General features: G+C 63.1%; 18 protein-coding genes. 13 read left to right on the plus strand and 5 right to left on the minus strand.

Going from position 1 to position 15,681, the window contains the following annotated elements; genetic code table 11:
- Window positions 1–56: 56 nt before the first annotated feature.
- Complete coding sequence (locus IPQ13_08115) at window positions 57–1,487, plus strand: DUF2083 domain-containing protein (GenBank protein ID MBL0210856.1); 1,431 nt, start codon at window positions 57–59, stop codon at window positions 1,485–1,487.
- Here IPQ13_08115 and folK read toward each other — a convergent pair.
- From folK to IPQ13_08130, 3 genes are all read right to left on the minus strand, one after another.
- Complete coding sequence (folK, locus tag IPQ13_08120; GenBank protein MBL0210857.1) at window positions 1,472–1,954, minus strand: 2-amino-4-hydroxy-6-hydroxymethyldihydropteridine diphosphokinase; 483 nt, start codon at window positions 1,952–1,954, stop codon at window positions 1,472–1,474. The genes IPQ13_08115 and folK overlap by 16 nt on opposite strands.
- A 73-nt stretch (window positions 1,955–2,027) precedes the next feature.
- Complete coding sequence (gene queF, locus IPQ13_08125) at window positions 2,028–2,429, minus strand: NADPH-dependent 7-cyano-7-deazaguanine reductase QueF (GenBank protein ID MBL0210858.1); 402 nt, start codon at window positions 2,427–2,429, stop codon at window positions 2,028–2,030.
- 47 nt (window positions 2,430–2,476) lie between these two features.
- Entirely contained in the window at window positions 2,477–3,076 is a 600-nt protein-coding gene (locus IPQ13_08130; protein MBL0210859.1) for an HNH endonuclease, read from the minus strand.
- A gap of 44 nt (window positions 3,077–3,120) precedes the next feature.
- On the opposite strand from IPQ13_08130, the gene IPQ13_08135 reads away from it, so the two are divergent.
- From IPQ13_08135 to IPQ13_08155, 5 genes are all read left to right on the plus strand, one after another.
- A complete protein-coding gene (locus tag IPQ13_08135; protein ID MBL0210860.1) occupies window positions 3,121–3,729 on the plus strand; it encodes a peptidyl-tRNA hydrolase in 609 nt (202 codons plus the stop codon).
- A 274-nt stretch (window positions 3,730–4,003) separates the two neighbouring features.
- Complete coding sequence (gene rpsF / locus IPQ13_08140) at window positions 4,004–4,393, plus strand: 30S ribosomal protein S6 (GenBank protein ID MBL0210861.1); 390 nt, start codon at window positions 4,004–4,006, stop codon at window positions 4,391–4,393.
- Window positions 4,390–4,653 (plus strand): 30S ribosomal protein S18, encoded by a 264-nt coding sequence (locus IPQ13_08145; protein ID MBL0210862.1) that lies wholly within the window; start codon window positions 4,390–4,392, stop codon window positions 4,651–4,653. Before rpsF ends, IPQ13_08145 begins: the two co-directional genes overlap by 4 nt.
- A 184-nt stretch (window positions 4,654–4,837) precedes the next feature.
- Window positions 4,838–5,860 (plus strand): alpha/beta hydrolase, encoded by a 1,023-nt coding sequence (locus IPQ13_08150; GenBank protein ID MBL0210863.1) that lies wholly within the window; start codon window positions 4,838–4,840, stop codon window positions 5,858–5,860.
- A gap of 86 nt (window positions 5,861–5,946) precedes the next feature.
- Complete coding sequence (locus tag IPQ13_08155) at window positions 5,947–6,498, plus strand: hypothetical protein (protein MBL0210864.1); 552 nt, start codon at window positions 5,947–5,949, stop codon at window positions 6,496–6,498.
- Between the two features lie 11 nt (window positions 6,499–6,509).
- Here the strand turns inward: IPQ13_08155 and IPQ13_08160 are convergent, their stop codons facing one another.
- Together IPQ13_08160 and prfB are read right to left on the minus strand one after the other, a co-directional pair.
- The gene (locus tag IPQ13_08160; GenBank protein MBL0210865.1) at window positions 6,510–8,969 is read right to left on the minus strand and encodes a heavy metal translocating P-type ATPase; all 2,460 of its coding nucleotides are present in this window, start codon (window positions 8,967–8,969) and stop codon (window positions 6,510–6,512) included.
- A gap of 16 nt (window positions 8,970–8,985) precedes the next feature.
- Complete coding sequence (gene prfB / locus IPQ13_08165) at window positions 8,986–10,092, minus strand: peptide chain release factor 2 (protein MBL0210866.1); 1,107 nt, start codon at window positions 10,090–10,092, stop codon at window positions 8,986–8,988.
- 80 nt (window positions 10,093–10,172) lie between these two features.
- Here prfB and IPQ13_08170 point away from each other — a divergent pair, with 80 nt between their 5' ends.
- The 7 genes from IPQ13_08170 (at window position 10,173) to arsD (ending at window position 15,675) form a co-directional block, all read left to right on the plus strand.
- Window positions 10,173–11,168, plus strand: a complete 996-nt coding sequence (locus IPQ13_08170) for an alpha/beta hydrolase (protein ID MBL0210867.1) — start codon at window positions 10,173–10,175, stop codon at window positions 11,166–11,168.
- A 33-nt stretch (window positions 11,169–11,201) separates the two neighbouring features.
- Window positions 11,202–12,137 carry an outer membrane protein assembly factor BamD gene (gene bamD, locus IPQ13_08175; protein MBL0210868.1) on the plus strand — a complete coding sequence of 312 codons (936 nt, stop codon included), beginning with the start codon at window positions 11,202–11,204 and terminating at the stop codon, window positions 12,135–12,137.
- A 19-nt stretch (window positions 12,138–12,156) separates the two neighbouring features.
- Window positions 12,157–13,161 carry an aldo/keto reductase gene (locus tag IPQ13_08180; protein MBL0210869.1) on the plus strand — a complete coding sequence of 335 codons (1,005 nt, stop codon included), beginning with the start codon at window positions 12,157–12,159 and terminating at the stop codon, window positions 13,159–13,161.
- 70 nt (window positions 13,162–13,231) lie between these two features.
- A complete protein-coding gene (locus tag IPQ13_08185) occupies window positions 13,232–13,537 on the plus strand; it encodes a helix-turn-helix transcriptional regulator (GenBank protein MBL0210870.1) in 306 nt (101 codons plus the stop codon).
- A 160-nt stretch (window positions 13,538–13,697) separates the two neighbouring features.
- Window positions 13,698–14,075 (plus strand): arsenate reductase ArsC, encoded by a 378-nt coding sequence (locus IPQ13_08190; GenBank protein MBL0210871.1) that lies wholly within the window; start codon window positions 13,698–13,700, stop codon window positions 14,073–14,075.
- An 82-nt stretch (window positions 14,076–14,157) separates the two neighbouring features.
- On the plus strand, window positions 14,158–14,994 hold the full coding sequence (gene arsM / locus IPQ13_08195) for an arsenite methyltransferase (GenBank protein MBL0210872.1): 837 nt from the start codon (window positions 14,158–14,160) through the stop codon (window positions 14,992–14,994).
- Window positions 14,995–15,045: 51 nt separating this feature from the next.
- A complete protein-coding gene (gene arsD, locus IPQ13_08200; GenBank protein ID MBL0210873.1) occupies window positions 15,046–15,675 on the plus strand; it encodes an arsenite efflux transporter metallochaperone ArsD in 630 nt (209 codons plus the stop codon).
- Window positions 15,676–15,681: the final 6 nt, after the last annotated feature.

The raw sequence follows: 15,681 nt of genomic DNA on the forward strand, positions 1-15,681 counted from the left end.
TAAAAGTAAATTTACATGATTGATATTGTTAAGTTTGTAAATCATCCGGAGCCCCCATGGCCACCTCCCCTTCCCTGCTCGGCGCCAAATTGCGCGGCCTCCGCCGCCGCGAAGGGCTGAGCCAAGCCCAGCTGGCGGAGCAGCTCGAGGTCTCGCCCAGCTACCTGAATCTCATTGAGCACAACAAGCGGCCCCTCACCGCGCCGCTGCTCATCAAGCTGGCCCAGCTCTACCGGGTGGACCTCCACACCTTCGCGCCGGATCAGGACGCGGCGCTGTCCTCGGACCTGGCGGAGGTGTTGGGCGACCCGCTTTTCGAAGAGTTGGACCTCACCACCGGCGAGCTGCGGGATCTGGTGCAGCAGTGTCCCTCCGCGGCCCGCGCCCTGAAGACCCTGTATGGCGCCTATCAAAGCTCCCGCTCCTCCGCAGAAGCACTGGCCGCCAAGCTCAGCGACGGCCAGGACCTGGCAGGCGTGGACCGGTCGCGGCTTCCCACGGAAGAGGTCAACGATTTCATCCAGATGCATCGAAACCATTTTCCAGCCCTGGAGGCCACCGCCGAAACCCTGTGGCAGCGGGCCAAGCTCGATTCCACCGGCTTATTCCAGGACCTCGTGCGGCACCTGGAGCGGGAACACCGCGTCAAGGTGCAGATCCTCACGGTGCGGGAGAGCTGTGGCGTGCTGCGGCGGTTCCAGCCCGAACGGATGCTGCTGGAGCTTTCGGAGCGGCTGCCCCTCCATTCCCGCGTTTTCCAGCTCGCCCACCAGATCGCCTTGCTGGAATTGCCCGACGTGCTGAACGGACTCGCCGCAGATCCCGCGCTTTCCTGCGACGAAAGCCGCGCCCTGGCCCGGGTGGCGCTCGCCAACTATTTCGCCGGGGCCGTGATGATGCCTTACGCGCCCTTCCGGGAGGCCGCGCGAAAAGAGCGCCACGACGTTGAGCTGCTGGGCCGGCGCTTCCAGGCCAGCTTCGAGCAGGTCTGCCACCGACTAACAACTTTGCGGCGACCGGGGCAGGAAGGCATCGCCTTCCACTTCCTGCGCATCGACATCGCCGGAAATATTTCCAAGCGGTTCTCCGCGTCGGGCATCCGCTTCGCGCGGTTTTCCGGCGCCTGCCCGCGCTGGAACGTCCACGCATCGTTCCTGACGCCCGGCACCATCCGCACCCAGGTTTCCGAAATGCCTGATGGGACGATCTATTTCTGCATCGCCCGCACCATCCATCAGGAGCGCGGCGGACCCCATGCGGCCCATGCCGTGCAGGCCGTGGGCCTGGGCTGCCTCGCGGAGCACGCCAAGGAATTGATCTACGCCGATGGCGTGAATGTGGCGAACCACGCGGCCGCCGTGCCCATCGGCGTGAGTTGCCGCATCTGCGAACGGCCCGACTGCGACCAGCGCGCCTTCCCGCCCCTGCACCAGCCCTTGAAGATCCACGAGAACCTGCGCCGGGGTTCCTTCTACGCGGAAGGATGATTCCCTGGAATGACACCACTGCATTCGCCCGGATCCGTGAGCACCCGCCAGGGTTCCAGCACGAAGGGCCTCGAAAAAGCCCGGGGGTGAGGCAGCTCCAGATGCAGTTCTGGACCCAGCATCCGCAAGTCATCGGGCGTATCCCAGGTCCAGGTTCCGGTCTGGCCGCTCACCGCGATGAGGTCCAGATCCAGTGTCCGGGGCGCGTTCCGCCCCTGACCGCGGTCGCGGCCGCAGCGCAGCTCGATGCGCAGCAGCGCCTCCAGCAATAGACGTGGATCTTCGATTCCGGCCGTCAACAAAGCCACCGTGTTCAGATAGTCCGGTCCGCGGCCCGATTCATCCGGCGTTTCCATCACGAGGCTGGAAACCCTCACCACGCCCAGCTCTTGGAGCCCCTTGATCCCCGCCGCGAGATTCGCGCGGCGATCACCAAGGTTCGAGCCGAGGGCGATGACGGCGTTCATCTGAACCGCGAAATGGCGCGAAATGGCGCGAATAAAGATATTTTTTTAGCGTCCTTTCGCGCCTTTCGCGGTTTCATTTTTTCTTCCCGTGTTCGGCGATCACCACGGTCCTGATGCCGCCGCGGATCAGGAAATCACCCTCGACTCGCATCCACTGAGGCTGCGTGGCGGCCACCAGATCATCCAGGATCTGGTTGGTGACGGCTTCGTGGAAAGCGCCTCGGTCCCGGTAGCTCCACAGGTAGAGCTTCAACGATTTCGATTCCACGCAGAGCTGGTCCGGCTGGTAGCGGATGGTGATGTGGGCGAAGTCCGGCTGGCCGGTCATGGGGCAGAGGCAGGTGAATTCCTCGGTGCTGAAGACGATCTCGAAGGGGCGGCTCGGCCGTGGGCTCTGGAAGGTGTCGAGCCTCGTGGACGGCTGGGTGACACGGCGCTGCGGCAGCTTTTCCAGGGTGGGTTTCTTGGTAGGCACATTGAACTCCTGAGGCCCGGCTAACAATGAAAGCTAACCACGGTCAGTCATTGTTGGGTCTGAGATGAACGAAGGCTTGGTCGAGGGTGCGTAAGCACTGTCTTATGCCAAGTACGAATGTAGGAATCGGTAAGGTGTTCTGGATTACTGGTGATGTATTCCATGAACCATGAAGTAAGACCATCCCAATTTGAAATATCACCAGGTGGGAGAAGTTGCCACCCGAGCTCTTCGAGCAGCCAGTTTGATTTGGAGCTATTCCTGAGTTGAGAAGTGGCTACCCAGTTTTCAATGACATCCTGTCCACCCCGAGCAACAGGAACCACGTGGTCAATAGTCGGGGAAAGCTCCCAAAAAGCTATGTGCGTTTTACTCATTTTCCAGTTTGTATGAAAGGGGAATTCAGAGGGAATCACCTTGTGAATCAGCCTTAATGTACCGGGAAAGATTAATCGGGCTCCGGAGTATCGGTCTATGAATCCATCCCGTACAAATACATCCATACACTCTTTTGGGGTGTAGGCACGTTTGTTTGGTTTGACGTAAGAAAAGGGATATTCAGAATTCAATATGCACTTTGCATCGTTATGGTGGCCTGTGATCAGTAGGTCGCAGACAGATTTGATAGTGTTCACACTTTGGGTCATGAGGCTCCTAGAGATGCCCAACCCTTGATTGTAGGCTGTTCTACATGTGGACTCTCCTACCCTTGGGCAATCCCGGCGCTGAATACGCCAACACCCGGCATAACATGGGCCGCCTTCTGCTCCAGCGCTGGATGGCGGACCGCGGGCTGAAACCTCCGGTCAAACGGAAATTCGCCCACGGTACCCTCTATGGCCTCAACGACCGCCTGCAGGCCCTGGTGCCCGCGACCTACATGAACCTGAGCGGCGAAGTCCTGCCCGAGGCCGATGCGGCGGGCATCTACGTCCGCAAGCTCGTGCTGTTCTATGACGACAAGGATCTGCCCCTGGGTTTTGGCCGCTTCCGGCTGGAGGGCAGCGACGGTGGCCACAACGGGTTGAAATCGATTTTCCATCACGCAGGGACTCAAGCCATCGCCCGCCTGCGCCTGGGCATCGGCCCCTTCGAGCGGCCTTTGCACGAATACGTGCTCGGTGAATGGAGCGAGCCCCAGTGGGCCTTGATCGACGAAATGGATGCGCCTTTCGGAAGCTTCCTGGACCTGCTCGGAGCCACTGAAGACCTGGGCACGCTTCCCAATCAGGTGAATGCGGATTCCTTTTGGAGGGGGGAGAGTCCCGAGTCTCAAGTCCCAAGTCCCAAGGAAATCTAGCGGCGCCTACGGCGCACCATCTAATTCACGGCCTACGGCCGCCGCTGTATCGATCCCGAGAAGCTGAGCGATGGAACTAGGCCCTCGGGACTTGGGACTTGGGACTTGGGACTTGAGACTCGGGACTTGAGACTCGGGGCCCTAAACCCACCACCCAAGCATCCTTCCTTGAAACACAAGCCTTTCAATGAGAGACTTGGGGTTCGCGTCCCGCAATAGGGAAGCTCCTTGCTCCCATCCCAGAATGGGGGCTTCACATCCACAAGGAGGAACGATGCGTCTATACGAGACCATCTTCATCGCCTCCCCTACGTTGACCGAAGAACAGGTCGACGAACTGGTCAAACAGTACGAGGGGATCATTGCCGAGCAGGGTGGCGAACTGCTCAAAACCGACAAGTGGGGCCGCAAAAAGCTGGCCTACGAAGTCCAGAAATTCTCGGAAGGGTACTACACCCTGTTCGAGATGAACGCTGGCCCCAAGCTCATCGCTGAGCTGGAGCGCCGTTTCCGCAACAACGATGCGGTCATCAAGTTCATGAGCGTGCGCCTCGATGCCGAAGCGAAGTCCGCGGCCCGCCGCAAGGCCCGCTTTGACCGCGAAGGCAAGCGCAAGGCGGCCGCCGGCATCAAAGAGCGTCCCCCAGAGGAGGTGGCAGGATGAAAAAGCGACCTGACGCAAAAGGCAAACCGAAGAAGAAGAAGGTATTCAGCGGCCGGCGCAGCAAATTCTGCAAGTTCTGCGTCGAGAAATCCGTGCTCATCGACTACAAGGACATCAAGACCCTGCAGGGCTTCACGCCCGAGCGCGGCAAGGTCCTGCCCCGCCGCACCAGCGGCGTGTGCGCCAACCACCAGCGCATGCTCGTGGAATCCATCAAGCGAGCCCGCAACATCGCGCTGCTGCCTTTCGCCACCGACTAGTTCCATTTTGTCGGCATGCTCAGAAAACCGCCCCCCAAAAGGGCGGTTTTTCTATGCCAGGCCGGATATTGGTACATGGCAGGGCTTCCCGAAGGCAGGCTTTTTCAACCCCGACGGCTCCCGGGGTGTCTGTTGGATTTCCAGCAGCCATCGCCACCAGCGCGATCCCAGGAAAGGGCGCCCCATGGATACGAGACGGTCGCGATTTTCGGGATGGCTGGCCTCCAGCATCCTGGTTTCGGCGATGCTGGCGGGTTGCGGTGGGGGCCCCGACGGGGGTGCGGCGTCTGCCCTGCCACCCCCGGCCAATCCGTGTCCTTCCCTGCAGTCCGGCGTCGATCTGCTCCCTGGCACCACCGCGGCACCCGCCTGCGCCGAGGCCTCCGCGCCAGTGACATCGTCCTATGCTCCCGGTCCCGACCATCTGCTGGATCTTTACAGGCCGGCCAGCGGTTCGGGACCCTTCGCGACCGTGATCTGGATCCACGGCGGCGGATGGCGGGAGGGCTCGCGGACACAGGCCGAGCAGGCAAAGCGGCTTGTCTGCCGGGGCTATGCGGTGGCTTCGATCGACTACCGATTGAGCGGAACCGCCAAGTTCCCCGCCCAGATCCAGGACGTCAAGGCCGCGATCAGGTATCTCCGGGCCAATGCCACGGCCTACAACCTGGACGGCACGCGGTTCGCCACCTTCGGCAGTTCCGCGGGCGGCCACTTGGCCTCGCTGGCAGCCACCAGCGCGGGGATCGCGGCACTCGAAGACCTGAGCCAAGGCAATGCCAGCACTTCGAGCGCGGTCCAGGCGGCCATCGCCTGGTTCGGCCCCGTGGATCTGGGGAAGATGGACTCGCAGTTGCTGGCTCAGGGCTGCCCGCCGGGAGCCGCGACGCACGGTTTGGCCACTTCCCCCGAGAGCCAGTTCCTGGGCTGCACGGTCAATGATCCAGCCTGCGCCGCGACCATCGCCATGGCAAACCCGATCACGTATCTGGGGCCGAACTCACCGCCCATGTACATCCTTCACGGCACCGAAGATTGCACCGTGCCAATGGCTCAAAGCGACCTTCTGAAGGCCGCCCTGGAATCCGCTGGCCGCTGTGTCACCAAGCGCAATGTGGCCGGCGCCGGCCATGGGGGGGCCCAGTGGCAGACCGCACCGCCCCAGGACGCGGTGGCGACGTTCCTGGACGCGGTGTTCAAGCGGTAGGTCGAGGCCCCTCGGCCTGCCTTGATGGCAGGTGTCCAGGGAAGGCTCCCGAGGCGTTTTTCGCGGCCTTCCGTTACCCTGGAGGCATGTCCAAAGCGGCGCCCGAACTCCCCAAACTCCCCTTGCCCCTTCGCAAGCAGAAGGCGCTTCTGGCTTCCTGGAAACCCCTGGTCTGCAACTGGCTGGTGCCGGGCTCGGGCTATTGGATGATCGGGGAGAAGGGCCGCGCCAAGGTGCTCTTCGGCATCACCGTGCTGTTCTGCGCGCTCGCCTGGATGCAGCTCTCTGCGGGAGCCGGGAACGGGGTTCCGGGCGGCGTCTTCGTCCCGAAAACGGAACCTTTTGAATGGATGCCCACCCTGGGCGCTGGCGCGACGGTGGGCGTGGGACCGATCTACGGCCTCTTCGCCTGGGCCTTCGGCGGCGCGGGCACCGAACCCATCCGCAACCTCACCCAGGAATACGGGGCCAGCTACGTGATGATCGCCGGTCTGCTGAACTGGCTGTGCTGCTTCGACATTTTCGATCGCGCCACCGGGCGCTGGGTGTGGCGATTGCCCAGGGACGAGCAGGAAGCCATCGCGGCCCAGTCCATTGGCAGCGCCGCGAATGGAAGCAATCTGAATCCCAGCGAGTAGCCGGAGCGAACCTAGGCGCTTTCCAGATCCCGCTTGGCGGATTCCACCTTCAAGCTGCGTCCGCTGTTCAGCACGACGCTGATGGAGCTGGCCATCATGGCCGTGGCGGCCAGGATCGGATGCACGAAGCCGGCGAGGGCCAGCGGGACCAGCACGACGTTGTAGCCCAGCGCCCAGCCCAGGTTCTGGCGGATGCGGCGCAGGCTGAGACGCGAAAGCTTGAGGAAGACCGGCAAGCGGCGCAGGTCCCGGTGCACCAGCACCAGGCCCGCGCTTTCCAGGGCCACGGAGGCGCCGCTGCCCATGGCGATGCCCAGATCCGCTTGGGATAAGGCCACCGCATCGTTGATGCCATCGCCCACCATGGCCACGGGCCCGACGCGGGATTGAATCGCCGCGAGCCGCTCCGCCTTTTCGGATGGCAAGGCGCCGCCGATCACGCGCTCCGGGGGGATGCCGACCTGGCCCGCGACATCGAGACAGGCCTCGACCCGGTCGCCGCTGAGCAGCCAGCACTCGACGCCCATGCGCTGCAGGGAACGGATGCTGGCGGCGGCTTCCAAGCGCACGGTGTCGCCGAGGCCCCAGAGCGCAACCGCGCGATCGCCCATCGCGAACATGACGAGCGAACCCCGCAGTCCATCCCCCGTCCACCAGGATTCAGGCGCTGTGACGCCCTGCTCCTTCAGCCAGGCGGGCCTTCCGATGAGCACACGTTGATCCTTGAAGCGGCCGCTCACGCCCAGCCCCGCTCGCACTTCGCGGTTCCAGACATCGGGAAGGCGCTGGCCCGTGCCTTGAGCCCGGGTGGCGCCCTCCCGGAATATTCGCTCGGCCAGCGGATGGCTGGAAATCTCCTCCAGGGCCGCCGCCAGCATCAAGGCTTCGTCTTCGGCCAGCCCCTCAAGCCGCGACCCCGTAAAATCCAACCGTCCCGTGGTGAGCGTTCCGGTTTTGTCGAACACGAAGGCTTTCAGCTTGGGCCCCTGCTCCAGCACCTCGCCGTTTCGCAGCAGCAACCCCCGTTTGGCGCACTCGGTGACCGCGCCCACAAGCACCATGGGCGTCGCGATGCCGAGTGCGCAGGGACAGGCCACCACCAGCACGGCGATGCCCGCCATCAGCGATTGCACCAAGGTCAGGTGATGGGCATAGGCCACGAAGCCCGCGAGCAGGGCAAGGGCGACAACCACAGGCATGAAGACCGCTGCGATGCGATCCGCCAGGAGCTGGATCGGCGGTTTTGCGGCCAAAGTCTGGCGCACGCGCTGCACCACCTGCGCCAGCCGCGTGTCCGAGCCCACAGCCTGGGCTTCCAGTTCCAGCGTCCCGGTGTTGAGCAGCGTGCCCGCCAACACCGAGCTGCCGGGGCCTGCCTCCACCGGCTTCGGCTCGCCCGTAAGACTTGATGTATCCACCCAACCTTCGCCGTGGAGCACACGGCCATCCACGGGAATGCGTTCCCCCAGCTTCACCCGCAGACGGTCGCCGACCTTCACCTGCTCCATGGGCACTTCCTGGAACGCGGAGCCGTTCCATTTTTCAGCGCCCCGGGAGGAGAGCTGCAGCAGGCCATGGACGGCCATCCGGGCCTTGCGTTTCGAGCCACCTTCGATGGCGCGGCCGATGACCAGCAGGCTTACCAGCATGGAGGCTGTATCGAAGTAGACATGGTGCGTATGCAGCACTACGGAGGCATAAAGGCTCACGAGGAAGGCCATCACCGCGCCGAAACCCACCAGGGAATCGGTGTTGGGCGCGCCCAGCCGGATGCGGCGCCATCCGTTCGTGATGATGGGCCAGCCGCAGTAGAGCAGCACCGGCAGTGCCGCCAACCCCGTGGTCCAGGTGAAGGTGTCCCGCACGATCATCGGCATCGGATTCTTGTCGTAGATGCGCGATTGGAAGACGAGATCCGAGATCCACTCGATGCCTTGGTCGTGGGCGAAGGTGGCGTACATGACCATGGCATTCATCATGGCGTTGGCGCCCAGGACGATGGCCAGCAGCAGGCGCACCGAATGATGGACGCTGAGGGCCTCGTTGCCTTCCTCCAACGGCCCCGCCAATTCCCGCGAGGGGAATCCGAGCTGGCTGATGTGCGCGATGATGTCGTCCTTGCCCGCGAAGCTCGGCGCGTAAAGTACCTGGGCCACTTCCGAGATGGGCTCCACCACAGCCTTCACGACGCCCCGCCGGGATTGCAGGATGCCTTCGATGAGCGGCGCGCAGGCGCCGCAGGCGATGCCTTCGACCTTCAGCCAGAGCTCGAGGTAGGGCCCTGGCGGCAATTCGGTTTCATGGGCCGCACCCTTGAACCGCGGTCCCTGGCGCATGGCTTCCTCGACGCCCAGAATGCCGAACACCGTGGCGCAGCCCGGACAGCAGAACTCGTACTCTGCCCCGTGGATCGCCCGCTTAGCCCGGCCCTCGGCGATGGGAGAAAGACAGAGATCGCAGTGGGGTTTCATCCGCGGGCTTCGCGTCCTAACTTTCTGTCTTCAGCGATTTCGCCAGCAGCTGGGTCCGGATGAAGGCATCGATGTCGCCATCCAGGACTTTCTGGGTCTGGCTGGTCTCCTCGCCGGTGCGGTGGTCCTTGACCATCTGATAAGGCTGCAGCACGTAGCTGCGGATCTGGGAACCCCAGGCCACGTCGGACTTTTCGCCGGAGGCGGCGGCCACTTTGTCCAGGAACTTCCGCTGCTCCAGTTCGTAGAGTCGGCCCTGTAATACCTTCAGCGCCGTCGCGCGGTTCTTGATCTGGCTGCGCTCGTTCTGGCAAGAAACCACGATGCCCGTGGGCAGGTGGGTGAAGCGCACGGCGGATTCGGTGCGGTTCACGTGCTGGCCGCCGGCGCCCGAGGCCCGGAACACATCGATCTTCAGATCCTTTTCCGGAATGTCCACGTTGATGGTGTCGTCCAGTTCCGGGCTCACGTAGACAGCGGCGAAGCTGGTGTGGCGCCGCTTGGCGGAATCGAAGGGGCTGATGCGCACCAGCCGGTGGACCCCGGCCTCGGCCCGCAGGTAGCCGTAGGAAAAAGGCATGGTGACCTGGAAGGTGGCGCCCTTGATGCCCGCTTCCTCGCCATCCTGGTAGTCCAGCATTTCCGTGGGCCAGCCCTTCCGCTCGCAGAATCTCAGGTACATGCGCAGCAGCATGGCGGCCCAATCCTGGCTTTCGGTGCCGCCGGCCCCCGGCGCGATGGCGACGATGGCATTGTTGCTGTCCAGATCGCCGCTGAGCATCATGCGCAGCTCGGCATCTTCCACCAGCTTGCGCAAGGCTCCTTCCAGGCTTTCGGCCTCGCCCAGCATCTCTGGGTCTTCGCGGCTGAGTTCCAGGGCGGTCTCCAGGTCCTCGATCCCGGTGTTCAGCTTTTTCGCCAGGGCGATGTCGTCGCCCAGGACCCCGCGTTTTTTCAACAGGGGCTTGGCGGCGTCAGGGTCATCCCAGAATCCTGGCGCGGCGGTCTTTTCCTCGATTTGTTCCAGCTCCAAGGCTTTGCGTTCCGGGTCGAGATGCGCCGCCAGCTGGCGCACACGGGGCTCTAGTTCGTTCTTGGCCCTGATGAGGGTTTCAAAGTCCATTCGGCATCCTGGCTCGCGCAAAGGCAATCCTTCATTCTACAAGGCTCGGCGGGTCCTGTCTGGCGCGGTATTCTGGTGGGATGCCCGAATCTCTCACCGTGCTGCCCAGCGATCTGGAACCCTCCGACCGGGGTTCCCTGCAAGGCCATGGCGGTTTGCGGCTGGCCTTTGCGCGCTGGGAGCACCCGGATCCCGTCGGCCGCGTGGTGATTTCCCACGGATACGGGGAGCATGGTGAACGCTACCGGCACACGGCCAAATGGCTGCACTCGCTCGGTTGGTCCGTCTCCAGCATGGACCATGCTGGATTCGGCAAGTCCGGCGGCACCCGCGGGGATGCCAGGGGCATCCGGCCCTTCGCAGATGATCTCGCGCTTTTCTTGCGCCAGGAGCGCCTTCACGATGCCAGCCGTCTCGGCGCCCATCCGCGCCTTGTGGACGACGTCCCCGTGCTCTCCCCGCCCGTTCTCCCCCAGGTCGTCCTGGGCCATAGCTTTGGCGGATTGGTGGCCATGCTCGCCTGCCTCTGGCATCCCGATTCGATGGATGGGCTCATCCTCAGCAGCCCTGCCGTCAGCCTGCGCCCCCGGGCCGGTTTGATGAAACTCGTGGGTTCGGTGCTCTTCCGCCTGGGCCCCCATCTTTCCATCGATCTCCCCGGCAACAAGAACCTGGTCTGTTCGGATCCGGTGCTGGTGCAGCGGTATTGGGCGGACCCCTACTGCCACCGCCGGGTGACCGCCTCCTTCCCGGCCGCCATCCAGGCGGGCCGCGAAGAGCTCCTGGCCTTCGGCTCCGGATTGGACCGGCCCATCCTGCTTCTCCAGGCAGGCACCGACACGGTGGTGGACCCGGACGGCGCCGAGGCGATCTGGTCCTCCATCAAGCCCGGGCTGCTGGAGCGCCACCGGCTGGCGGGCTTCTACCACGAGGTTTTCCACGACATCCACCGCGCCGAAGCCCAGGCCCTGGTAGAGCCTTGGCTGGAAGGCAGGCGCCGAACCTGGACAGCCGACAACGCATCCATGTCCCTGGAACCCGTATCGGGTCCGCTGCCTCCAGCCATCGCCGTATAAAATTCCCACCCCACCCCTGTCTCTAGGAAACCCATGAACCGATTCCTCCGCCTTACATTAAGTCTGAGCCTGCTCGCGGCGGTGGGCCTCGGCTGCCGCAAACCCAAGGCCGTAAACAAAATCCAGGGCAAGACAGCGGCTGAATTGCTGGCCAACGGTGAATCACTGCTGCGCAAAGGCAAGTGGGAACAGGGCCGGGCCGACCTGCGACTCATCGAGGAGTACCTGCCCTCCACGCCCGAATTTCCTAAAGCCAAGCTCCTGCTGGCGGACAGCTATTTCTTCGGGTCCACCAACAACTACCCCGAGGCCCAGGTCGAATACCAGAGCTTTTTGAACTATTTCCCGCGCAGCGAAAAGCGCGACTACGCGCTCTACCACATCGCCCTCTGCCATTACGCTTCCATCGAATCGGCGGACCGGGACCAATCGGAAACGAAAAAAGCCCTGGAGACGTTCCAGCAGCTCCTCAAGGAAAGCCCCGGCTCCTCCTATGCGGAGCAGGCCAAGAGCAAGGTCACCCAATGCTGGAGGCGCGTCGCCGAGCATGAGCTGCTGGTGGGTGTCTACTACGTGAGCGCCTACAACTACCCGGCCGCGGAAAATCGCCTCAAGGGACTGCTCCAGACCTACCCGGAATATGTGGACCGGGAGCGGGCCTACTTCTACCTGGGCGAGGCCCTGCGCAAGAAATTCGTCACCCAGGAGGTCCTCACCCAATTCAACAAGGAGTACCTGGCCAAGTACCAGAAGAAGGACTTCACGGAGCTGACCCCTTCGGATCTCGCCCGCTACAGGCTGGATTTCGATAAATTTTCAAAAGAGGAAATCGCCAAGTACCGCGAGGAAGGCAAGGGTTTCTATCAGAAGCTGGTGGAGAGCTACACCACCGGCGAATGGGCCACGCGCGCCCGGGAACGCCTGGTGGAAATGGGCCAGCGAGATGTGAAGGAAGAGCTCGATAGCTAGGCGCAATCAAGGAGCTTTCATGCAACCCAGTTCCCTGGGGCTCGGCACCTACCTGGGTTCTCCTGATCCAGCCACCGACACCCGCTATGTCGAGGCTGCCCTCGCGTTCTTCCAGGCCGGGGGCACCGTCTTCGACACCGCCGCCAACTACCGGGGCGGGCGCAGCGAGCAGGCTCTGGGCCTGGTTTTCGCGGAACTGCCGAGGGAGGCCTTCTTCGTCAGCACCAAGGCGGGCTACTTGCCCATGGGCGACGGCATCATCGAAGAGTCGCAGCGCGACTGGTTCCAGCGTGTGCTGGCAGGACCGGGCATCCTTGCTTCGGATGAAGTCCTGGATGGCTGCCATGCCATGACGCCGAAGTACCTCTCCTACCAGCTGGACGTCAGTTGCGCCGCCCTGGGCGTGACCACCCTGGACCTCTTCCACCTCCACAATCCCGAGCACCAACGTCCGGCGTTGGGACCCCAAGCCCACGATGAAGCCCTGCGGAAAGCCTTCGAGGCCTGCGAAGGCTTCGTCCAGGAAGGGCGCATCAAGGCTTACGGTTGCGCCACCTGGAACGGCTTCCGGGTGCCCGCGGACGCCGAGGAGCACTTGAGCCTGGAAAATCTGTTGCGCATCGCCCAGGACGTGGGCGGGCCGGCCCACCATTTCAGGTGGATCCAGGCGCCCCTGAACCTGGCCATGCCCGAAGCCTTCCTCGCCCCCACCCAGCGCTTCGGTGGCCGGGAGATGCCGCTGCTGGAAGCCTGCCAGGCCGCGGGCCTCCAAGTGCAGACCAGCGCGAGCATGATGCAGGGCCGGATCCTCCGGCAATTGGAAGGCCAGCGCGCCGCCCTAGCCGGCCTGTTCCCCGGCTGCGCCAGCGCCGCCCAGATGGCCTTGCAATTCACGCGATCCTGCCCCGGAGTCACAACGGCGCTCTGCGGCATGGGCCGAAAGGCGCACGTGGATGAAAACACCCCGGTCATGGGTCTGCCCAAGCTGCCGGTCGAAACGCTGAGGGGCCTGCTCGGGAACTGATTCGAAAATTTTCGAAATAAATCCTTGCGGACTATTTCGAAAATACTAGAATTAGCTCCAGGAGGCCGCAATGCCCACGCCGCTGGAACGCCATGCCGAGATGCTCGCGGCCCTGGGCCATCCCGTGCGTCTGGCCATCCTGCGGGCTGTGGTCAAGGGGCCTGAGGCGGGCACTCCGGCGGGCGATCTCCAGTCCCAGGTGGGCATTCCCGCCTCCACCCTCAGCCACCACCTTGCCACGCTGAGCGAGGCGGATCTCGTCAGGGTCGAGCGCTCCGGCAATTTCCTGCTCTACCGCTGCGATTTCAATTCTCTGCGCGCCCTTTGCGATTACGTCTGGAAGGACTGCTGCTCCGGTGGCAAGAGCTGCTGCTGATATTTTTTCCAAGTCTATTTCGAATTTATTCGAATCATTCAGTCATCTTTCTAAGGAGGTTCTTCATGGTGGACTTGCTCGAATCCAAGATCTTGGCGGTTCATCGGGTGGCGAAGTGAAAGTGCTTTTTCTCTGCACCGGAAACAGTTGCCGGTCGCAGATGGGCGAGATCCTCCTGCGCCGGCTTCGTCCCGCCTGGCAGGTTCATTCCGCGGGTTTGGAGGCTCATGGACTCAATCCTGTGATGCTTCAAGCGATGGCGGACGGCGGCAAACTGCCGGCCGATCTCCATTCAAAGACCCTTGAGGACTTGCTCGCCGCCGGTCACCCCTTGGATTCCTTCGACACCGTCGTGACCCTTTGCGGGGATGCCCTGGATCGGTGTCCGGTCCTGCCCGTGACGGTCTCGCACGAGCATTGGGGCCTTCCCGACCCTGCCAAGTTTTTCGGTTCCGAAAGAGAGATCCTCGGCCATTTCCGCCGCGTGCGGGATGACCTGAACCACCGGATGCAGCAATGGGCCGGAAACCACCCCTGAATCCATCCTTCTTCAATCAGCCAATACCGGGCCGCTTTCCTGCCCGCGTTCCAACCTTCCCAACCATTCACAGGAGCTGACCATGACCTTCACTTCCCATACCATCCACGACACTGTCCGCCAAGCCTATGGCCGCATCGCCTCGGGTGGCGGGGGCTGCTGTAGCGCCGACACCGGTTGCTGCGGCTCGGGTACCGAAAATGATGCCATCGCCCTTGCGCTGGGCTATTCATCCACCGAGCTGGCCGCCATTCCAGAAGGATCGAATCTGGGCCTTTCCTGCGGCAATCCCACGGCGCTCGCTTCCTTGAAGCCCGGCGAAACCGTGCTGGATCTGGGCAGCGGCGCCGGGTTCGACATTTTCATCGCCGCTTCGAAAGTGGGCGCCACGGGGCAGGCCATCGGCGTGGACATGACCCCCGAAATGGTGGCCAAGGCCCGCACAAATGCTGCTGCGTTCCACCGCCGCACGGGCCTGGACAACGTCACCTTCCACCTTTCTCAGATCGAGCAATTGCCCCTGCCGGATGCCTCGGTGGATGTGGTGATCTCGAACTGCGTGCTGAACCTGAGCCCTGATCAGCCTGCGGTATGGAATGAGATCGCGCGGGTGCTTCGGCCTGGGGGCCGGGTTTCGATTTCGGACATGGTGATGTTGAGACCCCTGCCGGAAGCCCTTCGGGTAAGTGTCGAGGCCCTGGTCGGCTGCATCGCGGGCGCGCCGCTTCTTGAGGATCTGCGCTCGATGATCCGCGCGGCGGGTTTGGTGGAGGCTGAGCTCACACCCAAGGACGGCGCCATTGCCGCCATGCTCCAGGGGGATGATCCAACGGCCAAGAGCCTGCTGGCCCTACTGCCCGAGAACGCCCAGCCAGAGGATTTCATCGCCAGCTTCATCATCTCCGCCCGGAAGCCCTGAGCCGTCCATGTCTCCGCTCAAGGTTCCACGATGCCCTTTCAGGAGGTTCCCATGCCGAAAATCCAAGTGTTCGATCCTGCGATGTGCTGCCCCACTGGCGTCTGCGGTCCCGCCGTGGATCCCCACCTCGTACGCTTCGCCGCTGATCTCGAATGGTTGAGGGCCCAGGGCACTGCCGTGGAACGGTTCAATCTTTCGCAACAGGCCGCGGCCTTCGCCGAAGATGCCGAGGTCAAAGCGGCGCTCCAAACCCAGGGTGAAGGCGCCTTGCCCCTGATCAAAGTCGATGGCGAGGTCAGGTCCTCCGGGAAATACCCTTCCCGCGACCAGCTCGCCGCCTGGGCGGGCCTTGACGCTCCGCCTGCCTCCATCTACACAGAAGCCGTCCAGGAGTTGGTTTCCATCGGCGCGGCCATCGCCTCCAACTGCGAGCCCTGCTTCAAATTCCACTATGACAAGGCCCGGAAGCTGGGAGTGTCCAAGGAGGATATGGTGCGCGCCGTCGATACCGCTCAAAGCGTCAAGGAGGCACCAGCAAGATCCATCCTAAGTCTTGCGGCGCGCTATCTGATTGAGCCGGGAGCGGTACGGCCTGATGCCTCTGAAATCAAAAGCCAGTCCACCGCCCCTACGGCCAGTTGCTGTGGTGGATCCAGCGAGACCAGCGGCAATTGCGGCTAGAAAAGG

The sequence above is a fragment of the Holophagaceae bacterium genome (assembly GCA_016720465.1).
GTDB lineage: Bacteria > Acidobacteriota > Holophagae > Holophagales > Holophagaceae > JANXPB01.